Origin of the sequence: Agrobacterium sp. DSM 25558, assembly GCF_900100825.1 — a bacterium.
Classification (GTDB): Bacteria; Pseudomonadota; Alphaproteobacteria; order Rhizobiales; family Rhizobiaceae; genus Agrobacterium.
Genome location: NZ_FMUD01000048.1, coordinates 1 through 16,403, shown reverse-complemented (window position 1 = coordinate 16,403; position 16,403 = coordinate 1). Strand labels below are relative to the sequence as shown.

The window sequence follows — 16,403 nt, the reverse complement described above, 5'->3', positions numbered from 1 at the left end:
GAGGTGTAAAACGTTACACCCCCGGCGCAATCACACCCTTCGTCAGAATAAAGCAGCCATAAAACCGCGTCTCACCCGTCGTAATCACGCAATAGGCCTCCTTTGCCTGCTCGTAAAATGCAAAGCGTTCGATGCCATACATGGGCGCGGATTTGCCTTCGGCGGCGTCGATTTCCTTTTGGACTTCCGCCTGCACTGGCTCGATCTGGTCTGGCGCGCCCATGACTTCCATGCGGCCTACTGAAGGCTGAAGAGGGGTGTCGAGGGGGAAGACGGAGAGGATGGCTTGCATGGCGCGGGCGGTGGAGATGTTTTCCATGCGCAGAACCTGACCGACGACGGTGTGCTGGGCGATGCTATCGGATGGGAAGTTCGTGTCTGTGATAACAAGCGTGTCTGCATGGCCCATGGCGCGCAGCGCGTGCAGCACATCTGCATTCAGTGCCGGGTCGATATTCTTGAGCATTGTATCCTCCATCATGCGTCAAATCAGTGGCCTTGCAATCGAGCCGGAAATTGTGCCGCCGTCAATCCATCGTGATGCCGATTGTAGACTCTTGTCCGAGGATGTATTGCGTATGCACCTTCTGGGAGGTTGCGCAGAAAAGGTGAAAAACCGTACCAAAAATCGATAAGTCAGCATTGCTGACCTATCGGTGTTTCTGTAAATATATGCGCAAGAAAACGAAACAAGAGGAAACGAACCCATGCTCGATTGGGAACAGATTTTCGCCACGCGCTCGTCGCGCATGAAGGCGTCCGAAATCCGCGAATTGCTGAAGCTGCTGGAACAACCGGATATCATTTCCTTCGCGGGCGGTATTCCTGATCCTGCGCTGTTTCCAGACCAGGAATTCAAGCAGGCTTATGCTGATATTTTCTCTGGTCCGCAGGTCAATTCCGCTCTGCAATATTCCGTCAGTGAAGGCTACAAGCCGCTGCGCGAATGGATCGTGAAAGACATGGAAAAGATCGGCATCGAATGCTCGGTCGATAACGTCTTTATCACGTCAGGTTCGCAGCAGGCGCTGGATTATCTCGGGAAGCTGTTCCTTTCGCCCAACGATACGGCGCTGGTGACATGGCCGACCTATCTCGGCGCTCTCTCGGCCTTCAATGCCTATGAGCCGACTTACGACCAACTGAACCCGAACGGTAACCGCACACCGCAGACGTACCGCGATGCCGCGACCAAGGCTGGCGGTTCGGTGAAGTTCGCGTACCTCTCGGCTGACTTTTCCAACCCGACCGGTGAAACCGTCAATCTGGCGGGCCGCAAGAGGTTGCTGGAACTGGCCGACGAACTGGATATCGCCGTTCTCGAAGATGCAGCCTATCAGAACCTGCGTTTTGACGGCGAACCCGTCACGCCGATTCTGGCGCTCGACATCGCCCGCAGCGGCGGCATCGAAAAGACCCGCACGATCTATTCCGGCAGCTTCTCCAAGACGCTGGCACCGGGTCTTCGTGTCGGTTTCGTGGTTGCGGCCATGCCTGTTATCCGCAAGCTGGTGCTCATGAAGCAGGCAGCAGACCTGCATTCCTCGACCATCAACCAGATGGCTATCGAGCATGTCGCCTCGCGCGGCTTCGACAAGCAGGTCGCAAAGATTAAGGCTGCCTACAGCGCGCGCCGGGATGCGATGCTGGCGGCTCTCGAGAAATACATGCCGAAATTTGCCAGCTGGACGAAGCCGGAAGGCGGCATGTTCGTCTGGGTCACCCTGCCTGAAGGCATGGATGGCGCAGAGCTTCTCGCCAAGTCCTTGTCCACAGAGCGGGTCGCCTTCGTTCCGGGCAAGGCGTTCTATGCCGATGGCTCCGGTGCCAACACGCTGCGCATCAGCTTCTCCTGCGCTAACGAGCAGATGATCGATGAAGGCATCAAGCGCCTCGGTCGTCTGATTGCCGGTGCGGAAACCACATCGAACGAGACGATGCCGCTGGTTTGAGCTGTTACGTCAAGGCTCTGTACGCGACGTTGATGCTTGGTTTCTTCTCCCCGCCGGGGAGAAGGTGGCCCCCTTCGATAAACTCAGGAGGCTCGGATGAGGGGGCAAGGGTCAATGGATACGGAGAGCTAGCCGCCTCATCCCGCTGCCGCGACCTTCTCCCCCTCGGGGAGAAGAAATCTAGACGCGCGCTCTCAACTCCTCTGCGCCATCCCGACGAAAGGATTCTCCCATGACCAGCCAACACGCATTTCAGCAAGTCGATGTCTTCTCGGCAGAAGCACTCAAGGGCAATCCTCTCGCCGTCGTCTGCGATGCGGATGGCCTGTCGGATGCGCAGATGGCGGCTTTTGCCAACTGGACGAATCTGAGCGAGACCACGTTCCTCTTAAAACCAACATCTGCCGATGCCGATTACCGGGTGCGGATTTTTACGCCGCATGGAGAGCTGCCTTTCGCAGGCCATCCCACGCTTGGCACATGCCATGTCTGGCTTTCCCGTCAGGCTAAGGCCGAAAAGGCCGAGGTGGTGCAGGAATGTGAGGCGGGTCTTGTTCGTATCAGGGTTTCAGACGGCAAGCTGGCATTTGCCGCGCCACCCTTGCGCAAATCGGGTCCTGTGGATGCCGATATACTTGAAAACATCATTGAGGGTCTTGGTCTTTCAAAGGATGCAGTTGTCGATGCAAACTGGACGGATAACGGTCCCGGCTGGATCTCGCTGCTGCTCCGCTCGCGGAAGGATGTTTTGAACATCAAGCCGAATTATCCGGTTCTTGGCGGTTTCAAGGTTGGCGTGGTGGCACCTTGCAGCGTGGAAGACGCTATCGAGGCGGATTTCGAGTTGAGAGCCTTTGCGGATGGTTACGAAGATCCAGTCACCGGCAGTCTGAATGCGGGCATTGCGCAATGGCTGATCGGCCAGGGCCTTGCGCCGCACAGCTATGTTGCAAGCCAGGGCACGGTTCTTGGCCGGGCAGGGCGCGTCAGTGTCGACAAGATTGGCGACGATATCTGGATTGGCGGTGCGGTGACGGTGTTGATCGAGGGTACGGTCACGCTGTGATGAGCGCTTAAATCCTGCCTGTCACACACATGTTATGCATGTGTGTTTTAGCGGTGCCACATCACAACAGGAACCGCATTCATGAAAACGCTTCTCTCCGCCTTCACGGCCGTCGTTTCGCTCGGTATTCTCGTAGGTAGCGCTCAGGCTGCCGATCTGGTGCTTTACACCAGCCAGCCGAACGAGGATGCGCAGGCAACCGTCGATGGCTTCAAGGCCGCCAATCCCAACATCGACATTCAGTGGGTGCGTGACGGAACGCCCAAGATCATGGCAAAGCTGATGGCCGAGATCGAAGCGGGCAACCCGGTCGCCGACGTACTGCTGATTGCGGACACGGTCACGCTGGAGCGCATGAAGCAGAACAAGCAGCTTCTGGCCTACAAGTCGCCGGAAGCGGCGCATTACGACGCGGCTTTCTATGATGCGGATGGCTATTATTATTCCACCAAGCTCATCACGACCGGCATCATGTACAACACGCAGGCCGCGATGAAGCCGACAAGCTGGAAGGATCTGGCAAAGCCGGAATCCAAGGGCCTCGTGACCATGCCAAGCCCGCTGACCTCTGGTGCGGCCCTCATCCACGCGCAGACGCTGGCCGGTGTCAGCAGCCTCGGCTGGGATTATTACAAGGCGCTCAAGAAAAATGGCGCGATTGCCGCTGGTGGCAACGGTGCCGTGCTGAAGTCTGTCGCATCGGGCGAGAAGGCCTACGGTGTCGTGGTCGATTACATGCCGATCCGCGAAAAAGCCAAGGGCGCACCGGTTGAATTCGTGTTCCCGGAAGAAGGCGTTTCGGCAGTTACCGAGCCAGTCGGTATTCTGGCCAACACGAAGCATGCCGACGCCGCCAAGAAGTTTGTGGATTACGTTCTGTCCGCCAAGGGCCAGGAAGGCTTCGTCAAGCTCGGCTATATTCCAGCCCGCAACGACGTTGCCCTGCCGGAAGGCTTCCCGGCACGCGACAAGATCAAGGTGCTGCCAATCAACGCGCCGGAAGCGCTGAAGAACTCGGAAAAGGACCTCAAGACCTTCTCGGATATCTTCGGCTCCAAGGGCTGATCCGCATTCATGCACACGATTTCGAAGACAGGAAACAGTCAGCCGCGCTGGCTGTTTCCCTTTGTGGTTTCAGTCGTTTTCATGCTGAGCGCCCTGCCGCTGGGGCGGCTGGCTTATACCGGCATCCTCTCGTCGCTGAAAGGTGACATGTGGCCGCTGCTGAGCGATCCGGCACTGTGGGATGCGGTGCTGAACACGCTCTCCACATCTTTCTTCGGCATGGTCATTTCGCTCGCCATCGGAGCCGGTTTTGCGCTGGCGCTGACACTATGCGATATCAGGGCCAAGTCGGCGCTGAGCTTTCTGTTCATGCTACCGATGATGATCCCGCCGCAGGTCACGGCGCTCTCGTGGATCGGCATGACCGGCCCTTCCAGCACGCTGTTGAAGGCCATCGGCCTTGCGCCGCCTTTGGGCTCGCCACAGCCGCTTTATTCCATTGCTGGCATCGCGCTGCTGCTGGGCGTGCAGCATGCGCCGCTGGTTTACCTGTCCCTTCGTGCCGGGCTGCTGGCCTTGCCGCAGGATGGCATCGAGGCGGCAAAGCTGTCCGGCGCGTCCTCCTGGCAGGTGCTGAAAGACATCATTCTGCCGCTGGCCATGCCGGGTCTGATTGCGGGTGCGGCGATCTCCTTCGTGTCATGCGTCGGCAATTTTGGCATTCCCGCCATTCTCGGCATTCCCGCATCCATCTTCACTCTACCAACGCTCATCTACAGCCGCTTTGCCAGCTTCGGCACTAGTACCTTTGGCGATATCGCCATGCTCTCAGGCATGATCGCGATCATCTCCGTCCTTGGCCTTGCTATTCAGGAGCGGGCGATGAAGGGGCGCGATTACCGCATCATCGGTCTGTCCGGCAAGGCCGCGACCTTTCACCTCGGTGGCTGGCGCGGCGTGGCGGAGCTTGCGCTCTGGCTTGGCATTTTCTTCATGCTGGTGGCTCCGTTGACAGCACTTGTCGTCAGTTCGCTGGCACCTGCCTATGGCGTGCCGCTCACCCCCAAGACCGCGACGCTGCATGCCTATGAGGAAATTCTGTTCCGCCAAGCGGTCACGCGTACGGCCTTTGCAAACTCGCTATTTCTCGCCACGGCAACATCGCTTTGTCTCCTGGTGGTGACAATATTGACGGCCTATTTTCTGGTGCGCGGCAAAAGCCGTTTCATGTTTCTGCTGTCGGCGCTTGTCGATATTCCCTACGCGCTTCCAGGTGTCGTCATTTCCGTGTCCTACGTGCTGTTGTTTGCCGCGCCCATTCCGCTATTGGGTGTGACGCTCTACGGCACGCTGTGGATCATTCTGCTTGCCTATTTCTCCTCCTTCTTCGCCGTCAGCTTGAAGCCGATGGTCTCAGCTTTCACGCAGTTCGACCCAGCGCTGGAGGAAGCCGCACGGTTGGCCGGGGCGGGGTTCTGGCGGCGGATGTTCGACATCATCTTACCGCTGGTCGGGCCTGCGGCGGGCGCTTCGGTCATTCTGGTGTTCCTCATCGCCTGCAACGAACTGACGGTATCGGCACTACTCTGGTCCGCAGGCACGCAGACGCTGGGCGTGGTGATCTATAATCTCGATGACAGCGGCAGTTTCGATCTCGCCTCGGCGCTCTCCGTTCTGGTGGTGGCGATGGTAATCGTCCTCATGCTGCTTCTAGAAGTGCTCGGCCGAAAGCTGCCGAAGGGAGTTGTGCCTTGGCGAAACTGATCCTCAACCGCCTGTCCAAATATTTTGGCGGCGGAAAACCTGCCGTGAACGACGTGTCCATGACCATACGCGAAGGCGGCTTTCTGGCGCTGCTCGGCCCATCCGGCTGTGGCAAAACCACCGTCTTGCGGATGATCGCCGGTTTCGAACAGCCGACGGATGGTTCCATTCTTCTGGGCGAACGCGTGCTGGCCGATGCCGGCAGCATGGTGCCGCCCGAACGTCGCAACATGGCGATGGTTTTCCAGTCCTACGCGCTGTGGCCGCATATGACCGTGGCCGACAATGCCGGATATCCGCTGAAAGTGCGTGGCATTTCCGGCGAGACCTATAGGCGTAAGGTAGCACACGCGCTGGCCACCGTACGCCTGGAAGCCTATGCGGACCGCCGCCCATCCGAATTGTCCGGCGGGCAGCGGCAGCGCGTGGCGCTCGCCCGCTGCCTCGTCACCGAACCCGACGTTGTCCTGCTTGACGAACCACTGGCCAATCTGGACCGGCATCTGCGCCAGGAAATGGAAGAAACTTTCCGCGAATTCCATGCCACATCAGGCGCGACCATGGTCTATGTCACCCACGATCAGGCTGAAGCCATGGCGCTTGCCACCGATGTTGCCGTGATGTCCGAGGGAAAGCTGTTGCAGATGGCACCGCCCGCAGAACTCTACGCCCGGCCGGAAGGCAGGCTCGTCGGCGGGCTGGTGGGGCAGGGCGCGATACTCTCTCTGCCGGTGCCGGAAAATGCGCCACGGTCTCTGAACTGGAACGAGCTGCGACCGCTGATGGCAGGTGAAAGCTCGGCATCACCAAGCGGAGACATTCTGGTGCGACCGCAAGACGTGATACAGGATGGCGAGGGCATACCGTGCCGCGTCGCCAACATTCTCTATGAAGGCGAGCGCTACGCCCTGCGGCTAACGCTGCCGGACGGCCAGTCGCTGCGCGCCTATTCCCGCGAACCCGCCGCCATCGGTTCGCTCTTCCCCGTTGTCATACGTTCGGCCTGGCGGCTGTAAAGCTTGCTGTCGCGGGATTAACGGATAGTCTTAAGCTGAGACCAACTGGGAATGATTCATGTCGCTGCGGCTTGCCACGTTCAACATCGAAAACCTGATGACGCGTTTCGATTATACCGGCTTTCGCAACCAGACGCGGCGCGACCGGGCCATGCAGCTTTTCGATGTGCGCGATGAGGCAACCTATCAGGCGCTGGAAAGCGCACGTATGCTGGCATCGACTGATGATACCCGCCAGCTTTCAGCGCTGGCCATTGCCGATGCAGACGCTGACATTCTCTGCCTTCAGGAAGTCGATAACATGGCCGCTCTTCAGGCCTTCGAATATGGCTATCTCTACCGCATGGTGGGCAATGGCTATCGCCAGAAATATCTGGTGGAGGGCAATGACAGCCGCGGCATCGATGTCGCCGTCATCATGCGTGAGGAAACTCTGGATGGCGAGAGGATCGAGCTTGTCGAGATCAAAAGCCATGCGACGCTGACCTATCGCGAGCTTGGCCTGTTCACGCCGGAACTGGCGCTGACGAACCGTATCGACGACAAGATTTTCAAACGCGATTGCCTTGAACTCAATCTGCGCATCGGCGGCAAACCCTTCACGCTTTACGTGACGCATCTGAAGTCCATGACCAACGCCCGTGAGGCAGGCGATGCCCGGCTTTCCACCATGCCCGTGCGCGAAGCAGAGATCCGCGCCATCCGCCGCATCATCGAAAACCGTTTTGGAGCGGACAAGACCCGCTCCATGAATTTCGCCATCTGCGGCGACATGAACGACTATCAGGAACGCGTCACCATCTCCGGCAACCGCCGCACCGGCTACAGCTTCACACCGGTGAAAGAAGAGCGCAGCGCCCTCAATGTTCTTAGCAAAGACGGTTTCGCCATAAACCCGATGCTGCGCCGTGATGACATGGATCGCTGGACGCTCTACCACTCCCGCGGCCCGCAGGAGCAGCATCTCTGCCAGCTAGACTACATCTGGCTCTCACCACACCTTGCAGAGATCAACGCCAACAGCGCCCCCGAAATCATCCGCGCCGGTCAACCCTACCGCACAATCTTTCCACCAGGGCAGGAGGTAGAGCGCTATCCACGGACGGGATGGGACAGGCCAAAGGCATCGGACCATTGCCCGGTGGTGATGACGCTGGATTTGGGGTGAGATGCCTGATGTGCACGAGTGAGATTTCACCCAAGCAGGTTACCGCTCTGCGAAAATAACCACTTTGTCATCGGAAAAGGAAAAACTGGTGCCCCCGACAAGGTTCGAACTCGTGACCCCCTGATTACAAATCATGAAATAGGCCCCGGAAAATAAGGCCTTGAGCGTTTTGTGTTGCATCCATGTTGCATATCCTAGGGTTGCAAATTGCTTGCCACACACCAAAAAGGATATCATGCCCTAACAGGTGACAGGATGAAATCGCTAGCCGCTGCCATTTCGGAACCGTCATCGTCAGAAGGGAATAAATGCGAATAGGTGTCCATCGTGAGCGCGATAGTGGAATGCCCTAGACGGTTCTGCACCATCTTAGGGGGCAAGCCTAACCCGCCATCCTCTTTCCGGTTGATGCAGAAACTAGCGTACCAATGACGCAAGCAGTGCATTCCCGTGTATCTCGGAATCAGGTTCCCCTCTGAATCCACTTTCCCGTCGTTTGTGGTTATGCCTGCTTTCACCCATGCCGGATGCAGGCCCCGGCGAAGGATATTTCGCAGACCTTCGACTTTACCCGCGCCATTTGGAAAGCAGAGGTCTAGGGCCTTTATCTTCTGCCCGGTCGCGTCGAGTTTTCCGGTATCAGCTAGCGGGCATTTAAGTTTCCATTCGCGCAGGACGTTAATGACAATTGGCGGTGCCGGTAATTCGCGCTCGCTGGTTTCTGATTTGGGATTGCCTATATCGTTGTAGCGGTCGGCACGTTGATGGACTCGGATTTTCCCGGCATCTAAATCAACGTCTTGCCAGCGCAGGCCCCTAAGCTCCGAAGCGCGCATACCACTGAAGATCGCGGTCAAGATCATGGGACGCCAACGGCCATCAAGGGCGGCTGCTAGTGCGCTGATTTCTTCGCGTGTCGGGATATCAACGCCAATCTTAAGCTTGCCCTTTGCTCGTTTCTCTAACCGGCTATCACGACTCCCGCGCTTGACCTTGGACTCCCGGACTGCATTCCGCACGACTAGCCCACGCTCTTGCGCGTCTCCAAGCAAGGAACCTAGCGTGGACATAACCCGCCTCGCCATTGAAGCTGAGCGGCCAGTGTCACGCAATTGTTCCTCGAATTCCCTTAGCTTTGGCGAGTTGAGGGAGGTAAGCTTTAATCCACCGATGAGAGGGGCGATATGCAGGCGCAACAGGCGATCATAATCTTCCACGGTCGATTGTTCCAAGCCGTCGCGGCGGGCCTTCTTAAGCCATAGTTCTCCAGCCTGTAGAACCGTCACGGTTTCGCTAGATGCAACGTGGATTCCGTCCCGGACTTCATTTTTTGCCGTTAGCTGGTAAGCGTCCGCTTCCCTCTTTGTCGCAAAGGTCTTGTGCTTTCGATTGCCTGCCATGTCCCTGTAATCGACTACCCAAGCCGTTTTGGGTTTGCCATCTGGACCTTTCGTCCATTCGCGTTTCCGTACTGCCATCTTTGACCACCTTATTTTGTGCAACATGACCGGGTTAGCCTCTTTGGGGATTAGCTGTCAACGGGCTTGAATGAGAAAAGCGCCTGCCCGGATCGCGCTCCGCCATCTTTGGGGAAACAAGCGCGGGACGCAAAAGACACTGTGCAGTGACGCGCTGAGTCATGAGGCTGGATGGGCTATTGACACCTTTCTGTAACGACTCAATAAGGGCGGCACACGCTTTTGTTTCTTTTCGTTGCGTGTACTCCTTATGACTTAGCCCGCCCTGTGTTGTTTCGCATGGCGGGTTTTTTTATGCCTTTTATTTCAAGGTCTTATCGTCATGTACCAATTTATCTTTAGGTCCGTGGTTTACAATCCGGGGGTTGCTCAATAGGGTTTGGACATACCAACCGCAACCGCAAGGACGCCCCACATGGCTAAGACCGCATATTTCGCAATCGATCCAAACGGCAAAACCCACACCCGCAATACTGAGCGGTCATATTCTCACACTGTCGTTTATCGCCAAGACAAGGCGGAAAAGCTGGCATTCGCCATGCACAAGGACTGGCATAAGACTGACGGGCGCAACTATGATTATGACGCCCTTTGCGCGGCTGGCACTCACGCCCACGTCACGACTGTTACCCCGGCTTCTGGTTTTCATGCTTCATATACAGCCGAACAAATCGCGGCACGTCAGGAAGCACAGCGCGAAGAAAATGCAGACCGAATTGCCAAGGCTAAGGCTTCAATCGGCACCATGACCCGCGCCGAATTCATTGCAGATCAGCAAGCGCGCCGTGTCGCGTCGGCTGAGAAGGCCGATTACACCACATATTTTAATGCCGGATGGTGCGGGCGTCTCGACTTGGCGCAAAAGCTGGCCGCGAAATTTGCAGGTTCCACGATCCTGCCAGCGTCGGCCCGGTAGAAGAAATTCCCAGATAGAGGCAAGCGCGGCACTCTCAAAACAGCCGCGCACAAGGGCCAAAGAGCCCGCAAAGGAGTCCACCATGAAGGAAATCCCGGTGATTGAGGGAGTCCAGCGCCCCGCCATCCACAAGGGCCGTGCAAGTCATCATTCCCTTAATGATCCATATCGAGACAGCGCCTTTCATCGATACGTGCGCAAGGCTTCTAACCGGACAGGCAAGGCCATTGACCGCGCCATTTCGATTGCCCCGTTTCTTTGGGTGTCGGGAATTGTTGGGCTCATGATGCTAGGCGTTTCCAGCGCCAAGATGATTGCCCGGATTTCGATCTAGGCAGGGGAAGGGACGGCATGAAAAAGCAGAATGCGCAGGTGCATAGGTTCCGGGAAAACGTTGCTGTGTATCTTGGCCGCGAGTCGGAGTCGACAAAATACCTAACTGCGAAACAGGCCCGAAAGCTTGCCCGCGAATTGGTCAAGGCCGCGCAATCGATCGAACGCGAGGAATTCACGAAATCGACATTCAAAACGGTTGAGTTTGAGATAGGAGAGGATTGAGCCGGACATAACTCCGTAACGATAACAGGCCCGCTTTCCATACCGGAGGGCGGGTTTTCGTATCTAAGCCCCCTGTTTAAGTTGTGGGCAGCGGCAAGCCGTAGGCGCGGCAGGAAAAAGAAGCGATTGCGGAAGATTGCCGGACAGGGAAGGCCGTGGGTTGGAAACCGGAGGGTGTCCGGGGTGATTGCGTCACAGGAGGGACAAAACGCGCCTGTGACGAGATACGGGCTAAATAGGGCGGTAGAACCTTTTCCCACGGCCTTCGGCCATGGACTGCCCGCAAGTCATGATCCACGCCCCGGAATGGCCTTCCCATTATGATCCAAGATATCTTTACGTCAAACGCTTGACCGGCATTAACGCCCCGGCCTATGGAGCAAGTCAACTTGAACAAGCATGAGGAGTCACACATGGAAACACCCGCCCCGGCTAACTGGCACAATCTGAAACGACGGGCAGACGCTCTTGGAATGGTCATTACGCGCCACACAACGAAACAGGAAGCCATTACCGTGGGTGGCCATCGTTACACATTGCGGCTCCCGGAACAAAGCACGTCAGGCTTGCCCCGGCTATCTCTGGAAGCCTTGAAAACCGCTATCGCAGGGATTGAGCAACGCAACGCGATACGAGACGGAAAGAAGCCTACGGCCCGGATGGTTTTGACAGGAATCATTCCCGGACCTATCCGCAAATAACGTCATGTTCCGCATTTATCTTTAGGTCAGGGGATTGACGGGAATCGGAGGGCTCTATAAACGTTGCTCATCGAAACGGAGACGAAAACAATGATCGCAGTGAGCAACGCAGCCGGTGTTTTGATCGCACTTTTCCGCACTGAAACGCAGGTCAAGGAATGGGCAGAACGTAAGGGAGTCATTCTTGAGAACGTCACTGTTTCCCCGGCTCCGGCCCGTGCACGGCAAAATGAATGGGTTCGCGAGGATTACCGCTAATCGATCATGAGGGGCGTGAATGCCCCGGCCATCTTTCCCCACGATCCATAAGGACTAACGACATGGCGCGCTTTTCTAAGACTGTTGATATCTGGAACCTTTCACCTGAAGCCATCGCAAAGCTACAGCCCGGACAATGGGTAAAGGCCGGACCGGATGGCACTAAGGGCCGCTTCATGGGGCAAGGCGCGTCTACCGTCGTTGCGTGGGTCGGTCGCATTCCACGGGGCAACCGCTATTTTCCGTATCTCCGCGCATATGCCGCCATCGGTCGCGAGGTACGCGCCAAGGCCGTTACGGCTTAACCAGACAATCAAGGAACCATGAAATGCTTATCCCCGTCATATTCGCAGCTACCGCAATTGCAGTCTGGTTTTCTATCCGCAACGAACTGCCAGCCATCGCCGCGCCATTCGTTGCGAGCGTCTTTGCAGTCGGCACCATTGGCCTGCAATTCATCATCGTCATGAAACTCATGTTGTCATAGCCCCACGGCCCCGCGCTACAATTCCAGCCCTGCCAGCAATGGTGGGGCTTTGTCGTTCCGGCCCCCGCCCTCCAACGCATACGAAAGGATAACGCGAAAGAGGAAAGGAGATTTCGCTATGGTTGCATTAGGTTTTATGGTGTCGGCTGGCTTGGCTTGGCACGGTTTGTTCCCCTTGGCCTTCATGGTCGGCACGGTCACGCTTGCCTTGTGGTGAATCGAGTCCCCGCTCTGGATGGCCCCGGCTCGCATATGCTGGCCATTTTCCGGCTGTGATCCATAAGGGGCAGGCAGCTAGGGGCAACGCCCCGTCAAGGCCGCAGGCCGCAGTCTCCACTCGCATACCGTCGTTACCGAATGATATGCAATTCCAGATAGGTCCATAATGCCTGGGCGAATAATGTCATTTGCCATGGATCGCCATAGACGCCCGTGGGCTAGATATCGTTCGCGGCTAATGTCGTTCCCCGTTCCGCTCCCGGAATGCTAGCCCCGGCCCGCCCTTGTCCATGCCAGTGGAGACTAAGGCCTATCGGCCTTATTGTGGCTAGCGCCACAAGCTGCCCGACTGTCATGATGAGGATTGGCTGATTTCGTTCTGGAATGGATTGAATTGACGACATGGGAATGAGAAAGTTACGATTGCGTAAAAAACGTTATTGACACCCCTCACATGATAGCCCTATAAGCGCCCCTGCAATCGTAGTCCGGCCCATGGCTCGACTACCGGCGCGCAATCATAACATTGCTGAAACTGACACAGTGCCTTTGAGCGCGGGTTTTCCCGTGTCTTGTCGGCGCTTTTCGTTCGTTTCGGCCTAGCATAAGGAGAACCAGAAATGGAAGGATCAGAGGTTATTGTGGGTGCAAAGGCCATCGGGGAGGCTATCGGCGTTAAGACTCGTCGGGTGCACTTGATGATTGATAAGGGCGAAATTCCCGTGTTCCGTCTTGGCGGCAGCATTGCGATGAGACGCTCGACGTTGAATTCGTGGATTTCCAGCCTTGAAGCTGCAAGCTTAAGCGCCTGAAAAATTAATGACTCAATTTAGAACGGTTGAAGATCAAGAGGAGTTTTTAGGTCCTATATTTTATGAAGGTAATGAAGGCTTTCCCGATGATGAGGATGACGGCGAACCTTATGAGGATGACTTTGTTGCTGACATGATACCAGAAAACGGCGTTGGAATGCTTACCGGAACGTCAGGCGCATTCAAGACATTCAACGCATTATGGCTCTGTATTGCGCTAACGTACAAAGACGAGATATTCGGAAAGAAAATAAACAGGAACGGCGGAACGGCTTACTTTGCCTTTGAGGGATACGAGAGCATACGTCCAAGACGTGACGCATTGTTTAAGTATCATAATCTTGATAGGCGAGAAGTCCCTTTCGTTATGCCCAAAAACTTGCTTAGATTGAATAAAGAGCATTCGATAGAGCAATTCGAATTAGCGTTAGAGAGATTAAACAAGACAATGATGAAGCGGAGAGGCGTACCGCTTGTATTTGTCGTTATCGATACCGTTATTGCGGCTGGACTTATCAAAGATGAGCTAAAGCCTGAGTTGTGGCAAGATGTGTTTTCCGACCTAAAGGAAGTTGCAAGGCGTCTTGATATCTCTATTGCGATTGTTGCACATGCTGGCAAGGATGCATCCAAAGGCGGGCGAGGTTCTTCTGCAAACTATTCGGCGGCAGATTTCGAAATCACATATAGCGCGGCCCGTAGTAATATTGAGGGTTCGACGGCTGGGCGTCTTGTGGCTCTAACGAAGACTCGCGACGGTCGCACAGGCCCTCTCGCGGCTATGTCTCTCGAAAGTGTCAACGTGGGCAAGACAAGGCTTGGCTATACGAAATCGGCAGGCGTCGTTATCTATGATGAGTCTCCAGAAGCTATACAGCGCGCCCTAGATGAGCAAAAGGCCCATGCGATGGGGCGCAAGCCAAAGGCCGATGACAAGAAGAAAGATACCGATCTGAAAGTCTTGGTTGCGCGGAGAGATAAGCGGCGGCGGATCATTCGCTATTTGGACCGTGGAAAGATGAGCGGCGGAATAAGTGACCTTGGCACGTGGGATGTAGTTTGCAGCCGGTCGGAGTTCTTAAAGCTTGCTGCAAACGATCCCGACCTGAAAAGGCATGGAAAGAACGTTGCGCGCTTCTGGAAAGATATGCTTCCGCCTGAGGAGGGCGGCCCGGAAAATTCACCCGGTGAACTGTCCTATAATAAAACCAATATGGTTTTTACGCTGTCGCTTAGGGAAAAGCCGCCCTTCCTGTCATGGGATGAAAAAGACGACAAGCGAAAGCAAGATTACGAGTTCGGGGACTCCGAGTATTGCAACGAAGCAGACGAAGAAGAGGATTAAAACCCTCGGTCACAAGTCACAAGTCACATGTGAAAACATAGGGCTGTGACTTGTGGAATGTACACATAATCACTCACTCACAGGCCCCCTTATATAGGGCTGTGTGTGTGTGAATGTGAATTCCGGCGCAATGGTGCGAGTGAGGAGAGATAGAGAAGGAGAATTTAAAAATGAGTATGACGGCAACCAATGACAATCTAGGCATTCGATTTAATGAGGAACAAGACGCCGGTGGGGCTGCAATGGTCGGTCTTCACTTCGTTACGAATGAGGGTGACGGCTATCTGAATCTGTACAAGGTAATTTCCTATGCGTCCGGTTGCCTTGTCGGTAAGCCGTGCGAGGAGGATGGCGAAACGCATAGCGGTGTGCACATGGTCGTGCGTCCGTCTTTCGTCTGGTCCGGGCGGCTATGGGATGACGCAGGGGAAGCCGTGAAAGAAGCATCCGCCATTCTTGAAAGTCAGGCCGCGATTGATTCGGAAGTTCTGGAAGGTCTGCGCGAGTACATCAAAGAAGAGTCTAGGCCTATCGCTTTTCATCGCACAAACGATGTCGGCTTGCGGCTCCTCCCATATGTCGGCAAGCAGCATCCGCCACAAGCTATTCGTGAGTCAGCTATCAGATTATTGGAAACGCGCAAGATCGTTATCGGCATGACCAAGGGAACAAAGGCTGACGTTGAGACGCTAGAGATTGCCCATGGCGCGTAAAGATTGCGCGAACTATTCCATAACGAAAGCCCGCCTCTTGGAAACAGGATGGCGGGTTTTTCCATTTCGGCCATAGAGCGCCATACAGAGGCGTTAGGCTGTTTCTGGTGCGGTTGCCTATCTGATACCCCAAACGCCAGCCCTACTCCTGTCTGTGTCGATTTATGATAGGGTTATATCTGCAATGGTTGGTCGCTCTGTCATTGCGCGGGGATATGGCCCCCGGATTGGCTCATGTGGTTTGGTAGGTCATGGGTCGTTATGGTGTTGGCGCTTCATTTCCGGTCACGATCTGGATAGGGGTAATGCAACCTGATGCGAACCTTTCCCGGCTGTGATTTGGCTATGTGTTTTTGGTATTGTTTTTCCTCCCCCCCCACCACCCCCCATACCCCCCACTAACATGTCATGTCAGGTGTCAGAACACCGTGAACAGGACTCGTCAGTGGGGTGAGGGGTTACGGGGCGCAATTGGTTTCGTTATTCTCTTTTAGGTTGTGTTTTCGTTATGGAGTCATATCCTGTCATTAGCGCAATTGGTTTCGTTTATAAGCTGCCCGACTGTGCTGTGCACGGCGATGATTTCAATCTGGTTTCGGTCATGGGTTTCGGTCATGGATTCCATGGGTGTCATTAGCGCAATGGCTGGCAATGTGTTTAGTGCGGCATTGCTACACCCAAAGCATTGCGCGGCTTGAACATGATGGACTCCCCTGAGTTGGATCATGTCAAATGTTTATCGATTGGTGGCGATCATGTGCAATCAAATACGCAATGTCTGTGCAGGTCATGCAACGTCGCCAAGTCATTCGTTGATGCTGAGGAAGCCATGTCGATGCAAGACGTGGATGCGATGGCGGTCTGACAGTCTAACGGCCTTGAGAATATTGTTCCCCTATTGCAACCATTTGGGGAATGATATTTCTTTGCTCGGAAAGCGGAAAG

General features: G+C 55.5%; 19 protein-coding genes. 17 read left to right on the top strand and 2 right to left on the bottom strand.

Annotation, left to right across the window (positions count from 1 at the left end):
• Positions 1-13: 13 nt before the first annotated feature.
• Positions 14-466: an RbsD/FucU family protein gene (locus DSM25558_RS25470; protein WP_077107428.1), complete on the bottom strand. Its 453-nt coding sequence runs from the start codon at positions 464-466 to the stop codon at positions 14-16.
• Positions 467-707: 241 nt separating this feature from the next.
• Here DSM25558_RS25470 and DSM25558_RS25465 point away from each other — a divergent pair, with 241 nt between their 5' ends.
• The 6 genes from DSM25558_RS25465 to DSM25558_RS25440 all read left to right on the top strand — a co-directional run bounded on the left by DSM25558_RS25465 (position 708) and on the right by DSM25558_RS25440 (position 7,971).
• The gene (locus tag DSM25558_RS25465) at positions 708-1,952 is read left to right on the top strand and encodes an aminotransferase-like domain-containing protein (protein ID WP_077107427.1); all 1,245 of its coding nucleotides are present in this window, start codon (positions 708-710) and stop codon (positions 1,950-1,952) included.
• Between the two features lie 232 nt (positions 1,953-2,184).
• Positions 2,185-3,018: a PhzF family phenazine biosynthesis protein gene (locus tag DSM25558_RS25460; protein ID WP_077107426.1), complete on the top strand. Its 834-nt coding sequence runs from the start codon at positions 2,185-2,187 to the stop codon at positions 3,016-3,018.
• A gap of 81 nt (positions 3,019-3,099) precedes the next feature.
• A complete protein-coding gene (locus DSM25558_RS25455) occupies positions 3,100-4,083 on the top strand; it encodes an ABC transporter substrate-binding protein (RefSeq protein WP_077107425.1) in 984 nt (327 codons plus the stop codon).
• A gap of 9 nt (positions 4,084-4,092) precedes the next feature.
• Complete coding sequence (locus tag DSM25558_RS25450) at positions 4,093-5,787, top strand: ABC transporter permease (protein ID WP_077107424.1); 1,695 nt, start codon at positions 4,093-4,095, stop codon at positions 5,785-5,787.
• Positions 5,775-6,803, top strand: a complete 1,029-nt coding sequence (locus tag DSM25558_RS25445) for an ABC transporter ATP-binding protein (RefSeq protein ID WP_077107423.1) — start codon at positions 5,775-5,777, stop codon at positions 6,801-6,803. The genes DSM25558_RS25450 and DSM25558_RS25445 overlap by 13 nt, the downstream gene beginning before the upstream one ends.
• A gap of 58 nt (positions 6,804-6,861) precedes the next feature.
• Complete coding sequence (locus DSM25558_RS25440; protein ID WP_077107422.1) at positions 6,862-7,971, top strand: endonuclease/exonuclease/phosphatase family protein; 1,110 nt, start codon at positions 6,862-6,864, stop codon at positions 7,969-7,971.
• A gap of 233 nt (positions 7,972-8,204) precedes the next feature.
• On the opposite strand, the gene DSM25558_RS25435 is transcribed toward DSM25558_RS25440, so the two are convergent.
• Positions 8,205-9,449: a tyrosine-type recombinase/integrase gene (locus DSM25558_RS25435; RefSeq protein WP_077107445.1), complete on the bottom strand. Its 1,245-nt coding sequence runs from the start codon at positions 9,447-9,449 to the stop codon at positions 8,205-8,207.
• Positions 9,450-9,864: 415 nt separating this feature from the next.
• Here DSM25558_RS25435 and DSM25558_RS25430 point away from each other — a divergent pair, with 415 nt between their 5' ends.
• From DSM25558_RS25430 to DSM25558_RS29865, 11 genes are all read left to right on the top strand, one after another.
• Entirely contained in the window at positions 9,865-10,365 is a 501-nt protein-coding gene (locus tag DSM25558_RS25430) for a hypothetical protein (RefSeq protein WP_077107421.1), read from the top strand.
• A gap of 82 nt (positions 10,366-10,447) precedes the next feature.
• Positions 10,448-10,699 carry a hypothetical protein gene (locus DSM25558_RS25425; protein ID WP_077107420.1) on the top strand — a complete coding sequence of 84 codons (252 nt, stop codon included), beginning with the start codon at positions 10,448-10,450 and terminating at the stop codon, positions 10,697-10,699.
• Between the two features lie 17 nt (positions 10,700-10,716).
• Positions 10,717-10,923, top strand: coding sequence for a hypothetical protein (locus DSM25558_RS25420; RefSeq protein ID WP_077107419.1), 207 nt, complete (start codon positions 10,717-10,719; stop codon positions 10,921-10,923).
• Positions 10,924-11,336: 413 nt separating this feature from the next.
• A complete protein-coding gene (locus DSM25558_RS25415; protein ID WP_143240245.1) occupies positions 11,337-11,624 on the top strand; it encodes a hypothetical protein in 288 nt (95 codons plus the stop codon).
• A gap of 90 nt (positions 11,625-11,714) precedes the next feature.
• A complete protein-coding gene (locus tag DSM25558_RS28900) occupies positions 11,715-11,882 on the top strand; it encodes a hypothetical protein (protein WP_159442529.1) in 168 nt (55 codons plus the stop codon).
• A gap of 62 nt (positions 11,883-11,944) precedes the next feature.
• Complete coding sequence (locus DSM25558_RS25405) at positions 11,945-12,187, top strand: hypothetical protein (RefSeq protein ID WP_077107416.1); 243 nt, start codon at positions 11,945-11,947, stop codon at positions 12,185-12,187.
• Between the two features lie 23 nt (positions 12,188-12,210).
• Complete coding sequence (locus tag DSM25558_RS28895; RefSeq protein WP_159442528.1) at positions 12,211-12,369, top strand: hypothetical protein; 159 nt, start codon at positions 12,211-12,213, stop codon at positions 12,367-12,369.
• 839 nt (positions 12,370-13,208) lie between these two features.
• Positions 13,209-13,400 carry a MerR family transcriptional regulator gene (locus DSM25558_RS25395; protein ID WP_077107414.1) on the top strand — a complete coding sequence of 64 codons (192 nt, stop codon included), beginning with the start codon at positions 13,209-13,211 and terminating at the stop codon, positions 13,398-13,400.
• Between the two features lie 7 nt (positions 13,401-13,407).
• Complete coding sequence (locus DSM25558_RS25390) at positions 13,408-14,745, top strand: AAA family ATPase (protein ID WP_077107413.1); 1,338 nt, start codon at positions 13,408-13,410, stop codon at positions 14,743-14,745.
• A gap of 170 nt (positions 14,746-14,915) precedes the next feature.
• Positions 14,916-15,458, top strand: coding sequence for a hypothetical protein (locus tag DSM25558_RS25385; RefSeq protein ID WP_077107412.1), 543 nt, complete (start codon positions 14,916-14,918; stop codon positions 15,456-15,458).
• Positions 15,459-16,158: 700 nt separating this feature from the next.
• Complete coding sequence (locus DSM25558_RS29865) at positions 16,159-16,323, top strand: HNH endonuclease (protein WP_083716658.1); 165 nt, start codon at positions 16,159-16,161, stop codon at positions 16,321-16,323.
• The last annotated feature ends 80 nt before the right edge of the window (positions 16,324-16,403 follow it).